At 64.5% G+C, this 15,890-nt stretch carries 12 protein-coding genes; all 12 read left to right on the top strand.

The window, feature by feature from the left end:
- The first annotated feature begins 17 nt into the window (after nt 1-17).
- Nucleotides 18-473, top strand: coding sequence for a hypothetical protein (locus tag JHD82_RS16090; RefSeq protein ID WP_012203259.1), 456 nt, complete (start codon nt 18-20; stop codon nt 471-473).
- A gap of 29 nt (nt 474-502) precedes the next feature.
- Complete coding sequence (locus JHD82_RS16085; protein WP_012203260.1) at nt 503-793, top strand: DUF1799 domain-containing protein; 291 nt, start codon at nt 503-505, stop codon at nt 791-793.
- Between the two features lie 70 nt (nt 794-863).
- On the top strand, nt 864-5,858 hold the full coding sequence (locus JHD82_RS16080; RefSeq protein WP_199137401.1) for a tape measure protein: 4,995 nt from the start codon (nt 864-866) through the stop codon (nt 5,856-5,858).
- A complete protein-coding gene (locus JHD82_RS16075; RefSeq protein ID WP_071954353.1) occupies nt 5,855-6,790 on the top strand; it encodes a hypothetical protein in 936 nt (311 codons plus the stop codon). The genes JHD82_RS16080 and JHD82_RS16075 overlap by 4 nt, the downstream gene beginning before the upstream one ends.
- Nucleotides 6,768-7,469: a hypothetical protein gene (locus JHD82_RS16070; protein ID WP_199137399.1), complete on the top strand. Its 702-nt coding sequence runs from the start codon at nt 6,768-6,770 to the stop codon at nt 7,467-7,469. The genes JHD82_RS16075 and JHD82_RS16070 overlap by 23 nt, the downstream gene beginning before the upstream one ends.
- Nucleotides 7,469-8,605, top strand: a complete 1,137-nt coding sequence (locus tag JHD82_RS16065) for a hypothetical protein (RefSeq protein WP_199137397.1) — start codon at nt 7,469-7,471, stop codon at nt 8,603-8,605. The genes JHD82_RS16070 and JHD82_RS16065 overlap by 1 nt, the downstream gene beginning before the upstream one ends.
- Nucleotides 8,602-9,144 carry a hypothetical protein gene (locus JHD82_RS16060; RefSeq protein WP_074920489.1) on the top strand — a complete coding sequence of 181 codons (543 nt, stop codon included), beginning with the start codon at nt 8,602-8,604 and terminating at the stop codon, nt 9,142-9,144. Before JHD82_RS16065 ends, JHD82_RS16060 begins: the two co-directional genes overlap by 4 nt.
- A 149-nt stretch (nt 9,145-9,293) precedes the next feature.
- A complete protein-coding gene (locus JHD82_RS16055; protein ID WP_012203266.1) occupies nt 9,294-10,001 on the top strand; it encodes a TetR/AcrR family transcriptional regulator in 708 nt (235 codons plus the stop codon).
- A 63-nt stretch (nt 10,002-10,064) separates the two neighbouring features.
- Nucleotides 10,065-11,870, top strand: a complete 1,806-nt coding sequence (locus JHD82_RS16050; RefSeq protein ID WP_012203267.1) for an acyl-CoA dehydrogenase C-terminal domain-containing protein — start codon at nt 10,065-10,067, stop codon at nt 11,868-11,870.
- Nucleotides 11,871-11,950: 80 nt separating this feature from the next.
- The gene (locus tag JHD82_RS16045) at nt 11,951-12,391 is read left to right on the top strand and encodes a DUF2147 domain-containing protein (protein ID WP_012203268.1); all 441 of its coding nucleotides are present in this window, start codon (nt 11,951-11,953) and stop codon (nt 12,389-12,391) included.
- A 54-nt stretch (nt 12,392-12,445) separates the two neighbouring features.
- Entirely contained in the window at nt 12,446-14,848 is a 2,403-nt protein-coding gene (locus JHD82_RS16040) for a 3-hydroxyacyl-CoA dehydrogenase/enoyl-CoA hydratase family protein (protein WP_199137395.1), read from the top strand.
- Nucleotides 14,849-15,031: 183 nt separating this feature from the next.
- Nucleotides 15,032-15,890, top strand: an 859-nt coding sequence (locus JHD82_RS16035) for an acetyl-CoA C-acyltransferase (protein ID WP_199137393.1), incomplete at its 3' end; no start/stop codon positions are given.

Here is a 15,890-nt window from a genome sequence, read left to right as displayed (position 1 = left end):
CACATCCAAGGATCACCATGGCCGTCAAGATTTCCGGGCTCAAGCCCACCATCTCCGTTCCCGCAACGCTGTACCTGCCCGTCGATGAGGGCAGGTTCGGAGCCCATCACTTTGCCGTCGTGTTCAAGCGCCTGGGCAAGGCGCGGCGCGACGAGATCAATGAACTCATCGTCGTCGGCAAGCCCGCCACGCAGCCCGATGGCTCGCAGGAGGTACGGCGCATGACCATCCCTGAGCTGCTCGACGAAGTGGTTGTGGGCTGGGAGGGGATGCTGGGCGACGAAGGAACACCCGTGCCCTACAGCCGCGACGAGCGCCTGGCGGCCGAGGAGGCCTACCCGGGACTGGAGCAGGCCATGGCCGTGGCCTGGTTCGACGGACTCAACGTGCACCAGCGGGATGCCGCCACAAAAAACTCCGTGGCGCTGTCCGGCATCACCTCGGCCTCGACGGCGCAGACCGCTATCTCGTAGACGATGAGCTGCGCGCCCAGTGCGCGCAGATGGGGATCGACCCCGACCGGATGGTGCCCGGCGATCTGCAACGCCAGCACCCCGAGGACTACGAACTGTGGCCGGAGCATGCGATGGCCTGGAGCGTGTACCTCGGCTGCTCCACCCAGTGGCGCAGGACGGCCACGCCCTGGGGCCAGTGGCACTGGGACGGGCTGGACTACGCCGGGGCCGAGATCGTGATGCGCCGCTACGCGGTGCCCGCCGCGCAGCGCGGCGAGGTCTTCGCGCAATTGCAGGTACTGGAGGCGCAGGCGCTGCGCCAGCTCAACCGGGGCTGAGGCATAGGGGCCTCGGCTCCGGCCTTTCAAGACAAACACAAGCGGTCAAGCATACCGAACAGAGATCAGCATGAGTACAGCGGTCAAAAGCATAGGCATCGCCGAGACGCCCAGCCTGAGCGAGCTGCGTGCGCAGAATGCCCAGTTCTCCCAGGAGCTCGACAAACTCCACGGCAAGCTGCAGCAGGCGTATGCCGGCATGTCGCAGTTCGCAGGTGCCTCAACGGACACGGCACTTGTGTCGGCGCGTGCCAGCGTCGATGTCGAGAGCCTGTCTACTTCCATGGGCAAGATTGCAGGCCGCGCCAATGCCCTGCTGGAGGTGGCGGGTTCGGCGGCCAAGGTGGGAGAGGCGCTCTACACGGCCAGTGCCCAGACAGAGAATCTGCGTACACGGCTGGACCTTGCCACCGGCGGCAAGGGCGCGCAGGAACTGGCCTATGTCACGGCCCTGGCCGATCGGCTGGGCCTGCAGCTCAATGCCACCGGCCAGGCCTACGCCGACTTCGCCACCAAGGCGCGTGGTACGGCGCTGGAAGGCGCGCAGGTGCAGACCATCTTCACGGGGATTGCCTCGGCCAACGCGGCCATGGGCCTTTCCGTGGAGCAGGGCAATGCCTCGTTGGCAGCCGTACTCGACCTGATGGGCAAGGGGACGATAGGCGCGTCGGACTTCAGCGAGAAACTGGGACATATCCCGAATGCGGCGCTGGTCGGCGCTCAGGCCCTGGGTGTGACACAGGAGCGGTTCTCCCAGATGCTGCAGACCGGCGAGATCGTGACGCAGGACTTTCTGCCCCGTTTCTCGCAGGCGCTGCAAAGCTCCCTGGGAGAGGGGACGGACAAGGCGGCGGACAGGCTGGATGCCGGCACCCAACGCATGGCCAACGCCTGGGACAAGCTCAAGTCCGCCGTGGGAGATTCCGGCATCAGCCAGATGATCTCCTTTGGCATGAATGCAGCGGCCAACGACATGAACGCCTTTTCGGAGTCCATGTCGCGCGCGCGTGACAACGGGTCGGGCTTCCTGGGCCAGATCAGCAGCGGGCTGGGAAACATCGCCGGGCGCGCGGTGGGCTTGCAATATGTCAGCACGGCCTTCCAGTCGAATGCGGAAAAGGCAGCCTATCTGGCCAAGGAGCTTCCGCGCGCCAGGGCTGAACTGGAGATGCTGCAGGCCAAGGGGGCTGCAACGTCGCGCAACGTATGGGTGCGCACGGCCCATGACGATGCCCAGCGCCTGGTCGAAAAATTGCAGCAGGTGCAGCGCGAATTGATGGCGGCACAGGGTCAGCGCAATGCAGGCGGCGGCCGCGGGTTCATCAACCCGCCGCTGGTGGGACAGCCACAGCCACAGCCGCAGGAGCAAAGCAAGAAAACCGATGCGCCTGCGCAGAAGAAAGAGCCGCCTGCGGTACCCCGCACCGTCAGCTACGCGCCACCGGCCGCGCCAGCCAGAACGCAGCAGGACAATGAGGAGCTCAAGCGCGATCAGGAACTGCAGAAAAGGCAGCAGGAGGTGGCGCAGCTCGTCAAGGAACACCAGACCAAGGCCGAACTGGCCGAAAAGAACCTGGACCTCGCCCGGCAGGAGACCCTCGCGATCGGTCTGACTGGCGATGCGTTGGGACAGCTGCGGCAGGAGCAGGTCGAAAAGACCATCGCGGAACTGCAAGACAACGCAGCCAAGCAAGAGAGCGTCCGATGCTCGAAGGACGTCGCCGAGGCCGTGGGCAAAGAGGCCGATGCCACGCGCGAACTCGCCCGCGTCAAGGGCTACAACGAGTCTGCCAGCAAGGTGGACGAGTACACCAAAAGCGTGAAGGCGGCCAGTGAGGCGGTGCAGTTCGAGCAGTCTCTGGCAGCCATGTCGGAACGCGACCGCAAGATCGCGCTGGAGCAGTACCAGGTCGCGATCGAGCTCAAGAAAAAGCTCGAAGACATCTCGGCCAAGAATCCGGATGATGCGGCTGGCGCCCAGAAACTCAAGGACGACGCCACGGCCGCAGCCAACCAGGCCAAGGCCAATGTTGCCGAACGTGTCCGCATGCAGGAGACCCAGAAATCGGTCGACCAGATGGACGAGATGTTCCGCAAGGGCTTCACGGACATGCTGGCCAACGGCACCGAAGGCTGGCGCACCTTTACCAAGAGCCTGAGTGCGACGTTCAAGGCCTCTGTGGCCGATGAGATGTACAAGGCGTTTGCGCGGCCGTTTCTCGTGCCTGTCTTCGCTCAGCTCAGGGGGTTCGTCGGCAACTTCCTCGGTCAAGGCGGTGCTCCGGGAACAGCGGGCGCTGGTGATGCGCAGGGCACGGGCCTGGGCGGTGGATTGACGGACTGGTCCACCTGGGGTACCTCGGCGCAGAAGTACCTGAATGAATCCGCACTCAAGCTCATGTCCAATGGCTGGAACATGGCCGGTGAAGCACTGCAGGACCTGGGCAAGACCGTGGGCCGGTTCGACACCTGGCTGAAAGACATTCCCGGTTTCCAGGGAGGGATTGGCTCTGCTGCCGGTTACCTGGGAAGCCTGTACAGCCTGTCCCAAGGACAGTACGGAGCCGCTGCGGGTCAGGCGGTGGGAACCTGGATTCTTCCGGGCATCGGCTCGATGATCGGCAGCTTCCTCGGTGGAGCGCTCGACAAGGCCTTCGGCTCCCGCGGCGCCAACCATGGCGGCGCGGCCTACAGCACGGCCGGCATTGGCAATGACAAGGCGGCCGAGCAGCTGTTCGGCCGCGCGGCAGGCGACTGGTATGACGATCTGACACGCCGCCACAGCGATGGCATCGAAAAGCAGCTCAAGACCAGTCTGGACGGACTGGCCCTGGTCTACGGATCCCTGGGCAAGTACGCCACGGGCGGAGTGCGCGACATCGACTTGGTGGGCGGCTTTGCCGCCAACGGAAAGTACACCGACGAGGACGCCTACGGCTACGCCAAGATCATCGACAAGACGACCGGCATGATCCTGGCCGGCTTCGAAAACCGCTCGCTGGGCAACAACCCGGAAGAGGCCTACAAGGCCTTCCTGGGCCAGACCGGTTCCCTGCTGGTGTCCGAACTCAAGAAGGCGGACCTGCCCAGCTGGATGCGCACCACGCTGGACTCGCTGGGCGAAGCACCCAATGTCGAGGCGTTGCAGGCCGCCTTCCAGACCATCGACCTGATCGGCCGCTCCTTTGACGAACTGGGCAAGAAGATCACGGGCTTTGCCGACCTGACCGACTTGGCCTTCGAGTCCCTGATCAAGGCTTCGGGCGGCATCGAGGCGCTGAACGCCAACGCCGGCAGCTTCTACCAGAATTTCTACAGCGAGGACGAGCGCAAGACCATCGCCAAGCGCGAGGTGGGCAGCAAGCTCAAGGACTTGGGCGTGGACATCGACCTGGATGCCGACGACGCCCAGGCCCGGTTCCGCAAGCTGGTGGAGGACAAGCTCAAGGCAGCCAACTCCGAGGAGGCGAATGCCAAGGTATTGAAGGACGCCATCTCCAAGGTCCAGGGCACGCAAGGCCTCAAGGACATGGCCAAGAGCGGCGCCTTCAAGGACTGGGCCAGCTCCACCCTGGGAGAAGGTTCGGGCGATATCGGAAAACTCGCGGCCGATCTCGAGAACCTGGCGAACACCAGCACGTCGCTGGCCGACTTTACTGCCGGTATGGACAAGCTGATCGGCAATATCGGCGGCACCGGCAAATCTTCGGCCGAGACCGCTGCCGAGCTGCTCAAGCTCAACGACACGTTCAAGGCCGTTACCAAGACGTCCGAGGATGCTGCGGCGGCTTCTGCCAAGCAGGCCGAGGAAGCCAAGCGCAAGCAGGAGGAGCAGGCGCAGGAGGCGAGGAAGAAGAACGAGGCCGATACGGATGCGGCGTGGAGCCTGCTGCAGCGTTCCGTCGATGCGGAGCGCTCGGCCATACAGGCACGCATCGATGTCGCGCAGGAGCGCGTGGATACCGAGCGCGCCCTCATGGACACCTTGCGCGGGCATGTCGTCGAACTGCGCGGCCAGATAGAGAGCACCCAGGCCATGGCCTTGGCCAGAGCCAACGAGGTCATTGACCAGGCACTGGCTGCGTACCGGCGCACGGGCTATCTGCCCGAATCGGCTGACATCGGCGAGGCCGTCTCGGTTGCGCGCGGCGGTATTTCCTCGGGCAGCTTCCGCTCGCGCCTGGACTATGAGGCCGCGCAGTTGATCCTGGCCAACAAGCTCGAAGTGCTGCATGACGCGGCGGGCGAGCAGTTGTCTGCCGATGAATTGATTCTGGAGCAGGAAAAAAGCCAGGTCGATGCGTTGGAGCGGCTGCTCAAGACCGAGAAGGAGGCGCTGGATATAGCGCGTGGCATCGACACGCGGCTGCTGTCGTCCGATCTCGCATGGGCGGAATTCCGCGCTGCACTGCTCAAGGAAGGAGCGGATACCGGAGGTGGTGCTGGTTCTGGTGAAAGCAGTTCCGGTGGCGGCAGCGGGGGTGCGGACTTTGGTCCTGGGCCAGGTCCTGGAAGTGGGGGTGGCCGTTCCACCGTGCACAGCAAGTACAAGATGCCTGTTGCCGTGCTCGGTGATGGCTTCGCGATCTACGACTACGAAACGGATCCCGAGCGAGTCAAGAAGCTCGATGCGCTCTCGCCAACCTTCCATAAGTACGACGGCACCGGAGACCTGGTGGGACTGGCCAATGACATCAAGGCCCAGGGGGGCACGGCGCTGGATCTTGCTTATCTGTATGGCTACTCGGAGCGCGACGTGCTGGCGGCATTGGATCAGTTCGGCATTCCGCGCTTCGCCTCGGGTGGCGAGCACTTCGGCGGCCTGCGCCTGGTCGGGGAAAACGGCCCCGAACTCGAGTTCACCGGACCTTCACGGATCCACAGCGCCCAGCAGACGCGGCGCCTGCTGGAGGGCATGCAGGGCGGCGACCTGCACAGGGCCCTCGAGTCCCTGCAGCGTCTGACCTATGACCTGGGGCGCCAGCAGATCGTGCTGCTGCAAAGCCTCGAAAAGATGGCTCGCAAGAGCGACGCCATCGGCGTCAAGCAAAGGGAGACCGCATGAACGACGAATTCACACGCGGCATGGGATTTGTGCCGCCCCTGCCGATCACGCTCGACAACATGAGCACGAACGTCGCCGCAAGCGGGCTGCAGCCCTGGTCCGCCAGCAAGGCCTATGCGCTCAACGACGAGATCATCGACGCCTCGCGCGTGATCTGGCGCAGCATGGCCGGCAGCAATACCGGCAATGACCCCGCCAGTTCGGAAGGCAAGTGGCAAAGGCGCGGTGTGGAAAACCGGCTGCGCATGTTCGATGCCAGCCTGGGCTCTTACACCGAGGCCGATGACCTTATCGAGGTCACCATCAAGCCCGGCCGCGTGGTCACGGACATCGAGCTGCTGGGCCTGCAGGCGCACACGGTCGAGGTGGTGATGACCGACCCCGTGGCCGGCGAGGTGTTCCACAGCGGGCAGCGCCTGGTGCTGCGCCCTTCTGGCAATTCGCACTGGGGCTACTTCTTCAACCCCATAGAGCGCGAACGAAAGCTGTCCATCTCGGGACTGCCGGCCTACACGCAGGCCAGCATCACGATACGCATCGCCAACCTGGGGGCCAAGGCGCGCTGCGCCGAAGTCGTCATCGGCCGTGCCGTCTGGCTGGGCAACACGCAGTGGAGGCCCTCGGTCAGCTTCGACGACTGGAGCCTCAAGAAGCGCGACGACTGGGGCGGCTGGATGGCCGAGCCCGGCGCCTACAGCGACCGCTTGAAGCTGCAGGTCCTCGTTCACGGCACGCAGTACGAGCGCGTGCGCAACGAAATCCTGGCGTATCGCGCCAGACCGGTCGTCTGGATAGGTGCGCGCGGCTACGGCGTGCTCACCACCTACGGCTACATCACGGGTTTCGACCAGGTTCTGGTGGCCCATGGCTTCTCCGATTGCAACCTAACCATTGAAGGACTGGAAGACGATGAACTTCACACCCCCACCTAGTGCACCCGAGGAATCGGTGGCGATCCCGAATCGCCGCACGGACCCGCAGGACGTCTTCGACGTCAAGACGGATGTCTATCTGAACTGGCTGACGGGCTTTCGTAACTGGACGGCGGGCCTGGTGACGTGGCTCACGACGTTTCTGACGGAAATGGCCCAGGCCATGCTGACGGTCGAGGGCAACAAGAACGCTGCGCAGGCCGCCGCCTCCGCCGCCGCGACCAGCGCCCAGAACGCTGCCATTGTCGCCGGTGCCTCCCGATGGGCGCCGGGCAGCTACTCCCAGGGCGACGCCGTGTGGTCGCCCCAGTCGCTGCTGACCTATCGGCGCGTACCAGCCGGCACCACGGCTAGCGCGCTCGACCCGGCCCAGGATCCCGCGGGCTGGCGGCTGTCCGGTTCACCGCAGTCCATGCCGCAGCAGGAGCTGACAACGGCTGGGCCCCATCACCTGATCGTCGGCATGCACTACATCGTCCTGCACCCGCAGTGCGAATGCCTGATGCCGGCCGGGTCCGCGCCGCAGGAGCAACTGCGCGTCACCAACCGCTCCGGTGCGCTGACGCCCGTGCTCAGACGCAACGGGGGCAAGTTTTCCGGAATCGAGGACGACCTGGCGCTGGACTCGCGCTATGCCGACCGCGTATTTACTCAAACCGCAACCCTGGGGTGGATCTGATGCTTTCCTTCAACAATATCTATGGACAACCTGCTGCGCTGATGCGTCGGCGTATCTGGAGCGGGGAGGAGCGAAAGCTGCCGAGCGTAAGCGTTCTCCAGGAAAACGACTTTCAGATGCATACCGGCTTCCTCCCGATCAAAAATACCCCGCCCGATTTTTGCGTGTTCAACGGTCGTGTCCATGTATTGGTTTTCGGCAAGGAGGTCTACACCACGCCGGATTTCAAAACTCTAACGCTACGCTTTTCTGTGCCGGGTGCACCAAATGACTATGGTGCGATCACCTCCGTCGTGCAGCGGGGGGGAACCATCATCGTGGGAATGTCCTATATGTCGGGGATCACTCCTATGAACATTTCCAAGATCAGTACCAATGATGGCGCATCTTTCACGGATTCTTGGTTTGGACACTACATGATGAGCGCTGGAGAGTATTTCTTCGGCGCAGCAAGAGGGCAATCTGGGGTATCCAGCATTTACCGGTCTGCGACAGGGCTTGAATCGCCCTGGGCCACGGTACCCATGCCTAGCATGGCCTACTGGAACCAAATGCTGCACAACGGAAGCGTTTACCTTGCCCTGGCAGATTTGGCAAGCTATGGAAGGTCATCCGCCTTTTCGGACAGTGGGGCCTCGTTTATTGTCTCCGATGGATGGAGTACGGCCCTAAACCAACTGCCCAGTACATGCCGCCCCACACAGGCAGTAGTTGTGGGCACAACATTCGTGCTGGTCGGTGGCAATGGAAAACGCCTGTGCACACTGCGTTCGGACAATGGGCGCTGGTTCAACGTGCATTCGCAATTACTCAACACGGAAGATGGTGATGACATCCAGGCCGTCACCCATGCCTGTGTGGTTGAAGGCGTCATCTATGCTCGCGCCACGTGCTCCGACGCGCAGAACGTACAGCGTTCCCGTTTGCTGGTTTCAACGGATGCCGGGCTGACTTGGAACTCCACTTCGTGCATCAGTGCCGGACGCATGACATCCACGGGTGGTTATGCCGGGCTGTTATGTCCCCTGGCTCCCGGTAAAGGCCTTTACTACGCGCCCGGGCTGAACAACGACTTCGGGCTCACCTCCGATATGAGCAACGACCGCGACTTCTACTACGAACTGGGTGCCGCATGAACTACGAATTCAACCTCTGGGGCTGGTACGCAGGCATGTCCACCACGCCCGGCGCGCGCACGACGACACTGCCGCCCGACAACATGCAGACGCACGAGATAGCGGGCCGCCCGCGCAGCAACTTCACGGGCCTGGCCTGGGTCGAACTGCCTTATGAGGCCCCGCCCGAGCCGGTGCCCGAACCCGCGATGCCGGAGATCGTCATCACCGGCATCGCGGCCGACAAGGAGGACTTTGTACATACTCCCGACTTCACCGATGCGACGGTGCCGGTGGGCGCCACGCTGGCCTTCTCTGCCGAGCTGCGGGCAGGCGCGCAGGTGTTGGCCAAGGATGACAGCTTTCGACTGCCCATCCGGTCGCGCGATGGCCGCGAGCGCGTGGTGCTGGCCTCCATGGCCAAGGGCTTCATCCGTTTCTCTGTCCACTTCGAAGACAGTCGGGTCTGGGAAGTGACCGAAGCCATGGTCAATTCCGACCTTCCTCCCGAACGCCACATGCGCTTCAAGGGCATCAAGGTATTTGCCGTGGAGGCATGACTTGCTCTGAGGCTTGACAAACAACCAAGCCGGCACCTGCCGGCTTTTTTTCGCCTGCCCACAAGCTAGGTGTTTTCCCCCGCATGTCTTCGCCGCGACAAGCTTTCCATGCAAAATAGCACGAACGTTCGTTTTAACAAGAATTTTGCATGTCCAGCGTTTCCGCCCCACGCCGCACCACCCGTTTGACCGCTGACGCCACGGCCGATCCCAAGGCGGGCTCTTCCGTGCACGAAGCTGCCGCGCCCGCGCCGCGCCGTGCGCTGCACAAGGGGCAGCAGACCAAGGCCACCATTGTGGAGGCTGCCCTCAACCTGGCCACGCACATCGGGCTTGAGGGTCTGTCCATCGGCGCTCTGGCCGAGCTGACGGGCATGAGCAAGTCGGGCGTGTTCGCGCATTTTGGCTCGCGCGAGGAGCTGCAGATTTCCGTGGTGCATGAGTACCACGACCGTTTCGAGCAGGAAGTGTTCTTTCCGGCGCTTCAGGCGCCGCGCGGCGTGGCGCGTCTGCGGGCGCTGTTCGACAACTGGATGAAGCGCACGTCGATCGAGCTGGACTCGGGCTGCATCTATATCAGCGGCGCCGTGGAGTTCGACGACCGCACGGGGCCGGTGCGCGATGCGCTGACGGCTTCGGTCCAGACCTGGCACGCAGCCATGCGCCGCACCATCGTGCAGTGCCGCGAAAGCGGCGACCTGCGTGCCGACCTGGACGAGAACCAGCTGCTGTTCGAGATCCACGGCCTGATCCTGGCCCTGCATTACGAGGCGCGCTTTTTGCGCAACGAAGGCTCCATGCAGCGCGCCATCGACGGCTTCGAGAGCATTCTGGCGCGCTACGCCAGCCCGGCCTGATTTTTTCGCTTCCACCGTTTTCACCGCATCCACTGCAAACCCCGCCATCACAGGAGAAGACAAATGCCCAGCTACAACCCGCCCCTGCGCGACATGCAATTCCTCATGCACGAGGTGTTCAAGGTCACGGACGACTACCAGCAGATGACGGCGCATGCCGAGGTCGATGCCGACACCATCAATGCCGTGCTCGAAGAGGCGGGCAAGTTTGCGGCCAATGTGACGTTTCCGCTGAACATCAGCGGCGATGCCGAGGGCTGCGTGCTGAACAAGGAAACCCATGAGGTCACCACGCCCAAGGGCTTCAAGGAGGCCTACCAGAAGTATGTGGAAGGCGGCTGGCCTTCGCTGTCCTGCGATACGGCCTACGGCGGCCAGGGCCTGCCCTTTGCGGTGAACTCGGCGGTGTACGAGATGCTCAACAGCGCCAACCAGGCCTGGACCATGTACCCGGGCCTGTCGCACGGCGCCTACGAGGCCCTGCATGTGCACGGCACGGAAGAGCAAAAGAAGCTGTACCTGCCCAAGCTGACCAGCGGCGAGTGGACCGGCACCATGTGCCTGACCGAGCCCCATTGCGGCACCGACCTGGGCCTGCTGCGCACCAAGGCCGAGCCCGTGGCCGGCGCGCCCGAGGGCACCTACAAGATCACCGGCAACAAGATCTTCATCAGCGCGGGCGAGCACGACTTCACCGACAACATCGTCCACCTGGTGCTGGCCCGCCTGCCCGATGCGCCGGTCGGCTCCAAGGGCATCAGCCTGTTCGTGGTGCCCAAGTTCGTGGTCAAGGCCGATGGTTCGCTGGGCGAGCGCAACCCCATCTTCTGCGGCGCGCTGGAGCACAAGATGGGCATCCATGGCAATGCCACGGCACAGATCAATATCGACGGCGCCATCGGCACCCTGGTGGGCCAGCCGAACAAGGGCCTGCAGGCCATGTTCGTGATGATGAATGCCGCCCGCCTGGGCGTGGGCAACCAGTCGCTGGGCCTGACCGAGGTGGCCTACCAGAACGCCCTGGCCTATGCCAAGGACCGCCTGCAGATGCGCAGCCTGTCGGGCACCAAGGCCAAGGACAAGCCGGCCGATCCCATCATCGTCCACCCCGACGTGCGCCGCATGCTGCTGACGGCCAAGGCCTATGCCGAAGGCGGCCGCGCGCTGGTGACCTACTGCGCCTTCCTGATCGACAAGGAGTTCAACCACCCCGACGAGAAGGTGCGCAAGGACAGCGCCGAGCTGGTGGCGCTGCTGACGCCCATCGTCAAGGCCTTCATCACCGACAACGGCTGGACGGCCACCACCATGAGCCAGCAGGTCTATGGCGGCCATGGCTTCATCACCGAATGGGGCATGGAGCAGTTCGTGCGCGATGCGCGCATCAACATGATCTATGAAGGCACGAACGGCATCCAGGCGCTGGACCTGCTGGGCCGCAAGGTGCTGGGCAACCAGGGCGCATCGCTCAAGAAGTTCGGCAAGCTGGTGGCGCAACTGGTGGAGGAAGAGGGCGTCAACGAGAAGATGGCCGAGTTCATCAATCCCATCGCCTACCTGGGCGACCAGATGACCAAGTTCACCACCGAGATCGGCTTCAAGGGCATGCAAAACCCCGACGAGGTGGGTGCCGCTTCCGTGGACTACCTGCGTGTGGCGGGCCACCTGGTGTTCGGCTACTTCTTCGCCCGCATGGCCCAGGTGGCGCTGCGCGAAATCGCCAAGGGCAACACCGACCCGTTCTACCAGGCCAAGCTGCAGACCGCGCGTTTCTACTTCGCCAAGCTGCTGCCCGAGACCGCCACGCTGATGCGCACGGCCCGCGCGGGCAGCAAGTCGCTGATGGACACGGACGCAGCGCTGGCCTGAACGGCTTCACTCCAACATGGGAGCGCGGGCTGTGCGCATCAGCCTGGCCTGCGCACCTTTCTAGGCGAAGGGGGTTTGAAATGAAGGCATATCAAGCACTGGCAGCAATGGTCCTGGGCCTCACGGCTGCCGCAGCGCAGGCGCAGATGACGCCCGTGGGCCTGTGGAAGAGCGTCGACGACAAGAGCGGCGAGGCCAAGTCCGAGATCCGCGTGGCCGAGAACGACGGCGTGGTCACGGGCCGCATCGAGCAGATCCTGCGCAAGGGCGCCGATCCGGCCGCCACCTGCACCGAATGTTCTGACGACCGCAAGGGCCAGCCGCTCAAGGGGCTGGAGATCATCCGCGGTGCCAAGAAGGCCGAGGGCAAGGACGTCTGGGAAGGCGGCAAGATCCTCGACCCCGAAAACGGCAAGACCTACACGCTGCGCCTGACGCCCATCGAAGGCGGGGCCAAGCTCGAAGTGCGTGGCTCCATCGGCCCCTTCGGCCGCACCCAGACCTGGGTGCGCGTGCAGTAAACCATTCCGGAGGGCGGCCGCAGCGGCCGCCTTCCTCCCACTTGTGGAACATCCATGTCCCGATTCAATGTGAAGAAAGTCGCCGTGCTCGGCGCTGGCGTGATGGGGGCGCAGATCGCCGCCCATCTGGTCAATGTCAAGGTGCCCGTGGTGCTGTTCGACCTGCCTGCCAAGGAAGGTCCGAAAAGCGGCATCGCCGAGCGCGCCATCGCCAACCTCAAGAAGCTCAAGCCTTCGCCCATCGGCGTGGCCGAGGACGCGGACCTGATCCAGCCCGCCAACTACGAGGAGCACCTCAAGCTGCTCAAGGGCTGCGACCTGATCATCGAGGCCATTGCCGAGCGCATGGACTGGAAGCTCGACCTGTACACCAAGATCGCTCCCCATGTGGCCAAGCACGCCATCGTGGCGTCCAACACCTCGGGCCTGTCCATCACCAAGCTGTCCGAGGCGCTGCCCGACGCGATCAAGCCGCGCTTTTGCGGCATCCACTTCTTCAACCCGCCGCGCTACATGCCGCTGGTGGAGCTGATCGCCACGCCGACCACGCAGCCCGTGGTGCTGGACCAGCTCGAAGCCTTCGTCACCAGCGGCCTGGGCAAGGGCGTGGTGCGCGCCAAGGACACGCCCAACTTCATCGCCAACCGCATCGGCATCGCGGGCATGCTGGCCACCATGAAGGAGGTCGAGAACTTCGGACTGACCTTCGACGTGGTCGATGACCTCACCGGCAAGAAGCTGGGCCGCGCATCCAGCGGCACCTTCCGCACGGCCGACGTGGTGGGCCTGGACACCATGGCCCATGTGATCAAGACGCTGCAGGACAACCTCAGCGCCGAGACCGATCCCTTCTACGCCAGCTTCGGCACGCCGCGCGTGCTGGCCAAGCTGATCGAGCTGGGCAATCTGGGCCAGAAGGCGAAGAAGGGCTTCTACAAGAAGGTCGGCCGCGACATCCTGCAGTTCGAGCTGGACAGCGAGGACTACGTGCCCGCAGGTGGCAAGGCCGACGAGGTCTATGGCCGCATGCTCAAGAAGCCCGCTGCCGAGCGCCTGAAGCTGCTGCGCAATGCCGAGGGCGCGCAGGGCCGCTTCCTGTGGGCCATCCTGCGCAACAGCTTCCACTACGCGGCCATCCACCTGGAGAGCATTGCCGAGTCCGCACGCGACGTGGACCAGGCCATGCGCTGGGGCTTCGGCATGAAGCAGGGCCCGTTCGAGCTGTGGCAGGAAGCCGGCTGGCTGGAAGTGGCGAAGATGGTCCAGGAGGACATCGATGCCGGCAAGGCATTGAGCAAGGCGCCCCTGCCCAAGTGGGTCTTCGAAGGCCCGGTGGCCGAGGCCGGCGGCGTGCACACGGCGCAGGGCTCGTGGAGCCCTGCCAAGGGCCAGTTCGTGCCCCGCCGCGTGCTGCCCGTCTACGAGCGCCAGATCTTCCCCGAGAAGCTGCTGGGCGAAGACAGCCTGCCCGACTGGAAGACGGCCGGCACCACGATCGCCGAATCCAAGGCGCTGCGCACCTGGACGCTGGACGGCCAGATCCTGATCGCCAGCATCAAGAACAAGATGCACGCCATCAGCCCCGAAGTCATGGAAGCGCTGATGGAAGCCGTGGATGTGGCCGAGGCCGACTTCCAGGGCATGGTCATCTGGTCGGGCGATGCGCCGTTCAGCGTGGGCGCCGACCTGGAAGCCACCATGCCGGCCTTCGTGATCGGCGGCGCCGACGCCATCGAAAGCGTGGAGCAGGAGTTGCAAAACCTGATGCTGCGCATCCGCTACGCCCAGGTGCCCGTGGTTGCGGCCATCCATGGCATGGCGCTGGGCGGCGGCTGCGAGCTGGCCGTCTACAGCGCGCGCCGCGTGGCGCACATGGAAAGCTACATCGGCCTGGTGGAAGTCGGCGTGGGGCTGGTGCCCGGCGCGGGTGGCCTGACCTATATCGCGCGCCGTGCGGCAGAGAACGCCGCCACCAGCACGGGCAAGGACCTGCTGCCCTTCCTGACCGAAGGCTTCACGGCCGCGGCCATGGCCAAGGTGGGCACCAGCGCCATCGAGTCGCGCAAGCTGGGCTACCTGCTGGACAGCGACCTCATCGTGCCGCACAAGGACGAGCTGCTCTTCGTCGCCATCAACGAGGCCAAGTCCATGGCCGCAGGCGGCTGGCGCGCGCCGCTGCCGCGCAGCTTCCCCGTGGCGGGACGCAGCGGCGTGGCCACCATCAAGGGCTCGCTGGTCAACATGCGTGACGGCGGCTTCATCAGCGAGTTCGACCAGCATGTGGCCAGCCTGATCGCCAACGTGGTCTGCGGCGGCGACGTGGATGCGGGCACCCTGGTGGACGAGGCCTATCTGATGAAGCTCGAACGCAAGGCGTTCTGCCACCTGATCGGCCATCCGAAGACCCATGAACGCATTCTCGGAATGCTGAACACCGGCAAGCCCGTCCGGAATTGATATGTCCCCCCTGAGTCGCTTCGCGCCTTCCCCCCCAGGGGGACGACAGCCTCGCGGCGGGGCGGCGCGGCCAGCTTAGGCCCTTGCTCGCTGTCCCTGGTCTGGAGCACGCCAGTTGTCTGGGGCGCGCCCTTTTCGGGGGCTGCGGGGGTGATGAATAACTGAGATCGAGGAGCAACCTCCATGAAACAAATCCAAGACGCCTACATCGTCGCCGCCACGCGCACGCCCATCGGCAAGTCGCACAAGGGCTTTTTCCGCAACTACCGTCCCGACGACCTGCTGGCGACCACGCTGAAGGCCGCGCTGGCCCAGGTGCCGGGGCTGGACCCGGCTGCCATCGAGGACATCATCTGCGGCTGCGCCATCCCCGAGGCCCAGCAGGGCCTGAACGTGGCGCGCATCAGCGCCGTGCTGGCGGGCCTGCCCACCAGCGTGGGCGGCATCACCGTGAACCGCTTCTGCGCCTCGGGCCTGTCGGCCGTGGCCATGGCGGCGGACCGCATCCGCGTGGGCGAGGCCGACGTGATGATCGCGGCCGGCGTCGAGAGCATGAGCATGGTGCCCATGATGGGCAACGCGCCCTCGCTGTCGCCGTCCATCTTCGAGCGCGATGGCGACGTGGGCATTGCCTATGGCATGGGCCTGACGGCCGAGAAGGTGGCCCAGCAGTGGAAGGTCTCGCGCGATGCGCAGGACGCCTTTGCGCTGGAGTCGCACCGCCGTGCCCTGGCCGCGCAGCAGGCCGGTGAGTTCAAGGACGAGATCACGCCCATCGAGGTCACCGACCGGGGCCTGGACCTGGCCAAGGGCGAACCCGTGGTACGCACGCGCACCGTGGAGCTGGACGAGGGCGCACGCCCCGACACCAGCCTGGAAGGCCTGGCCAAGCTGCGCACCGTGTTCGCGGCGCGCGGCTCGGTGACGGCCGGCAACAGCTCGCAGACCAGCGATGGCGCAGGCGTGCTGATCCTGGCCAGCGGCGCCGCCGTGCAGCGCTTCGGCCTCACGCCGCTGGCGCGCTTCGTGAGCTATGCCAGCA

The sequence above is a fragment of the Delftia sp. ASV31 genome (genome assembly GCF_016428765.1).
GTDB classification, from domain to species: Bacteria; Pseudomonadota; Gammaproteobacteria; order Burkholderiales; family Burkholderiaceae_C; genus Comamonas; species Comamonas acidovorans.
Note: the sequence above shows the minus strand (reverse complement) of the source record. Positions and strands in the feature narration are given on the sequence as shown.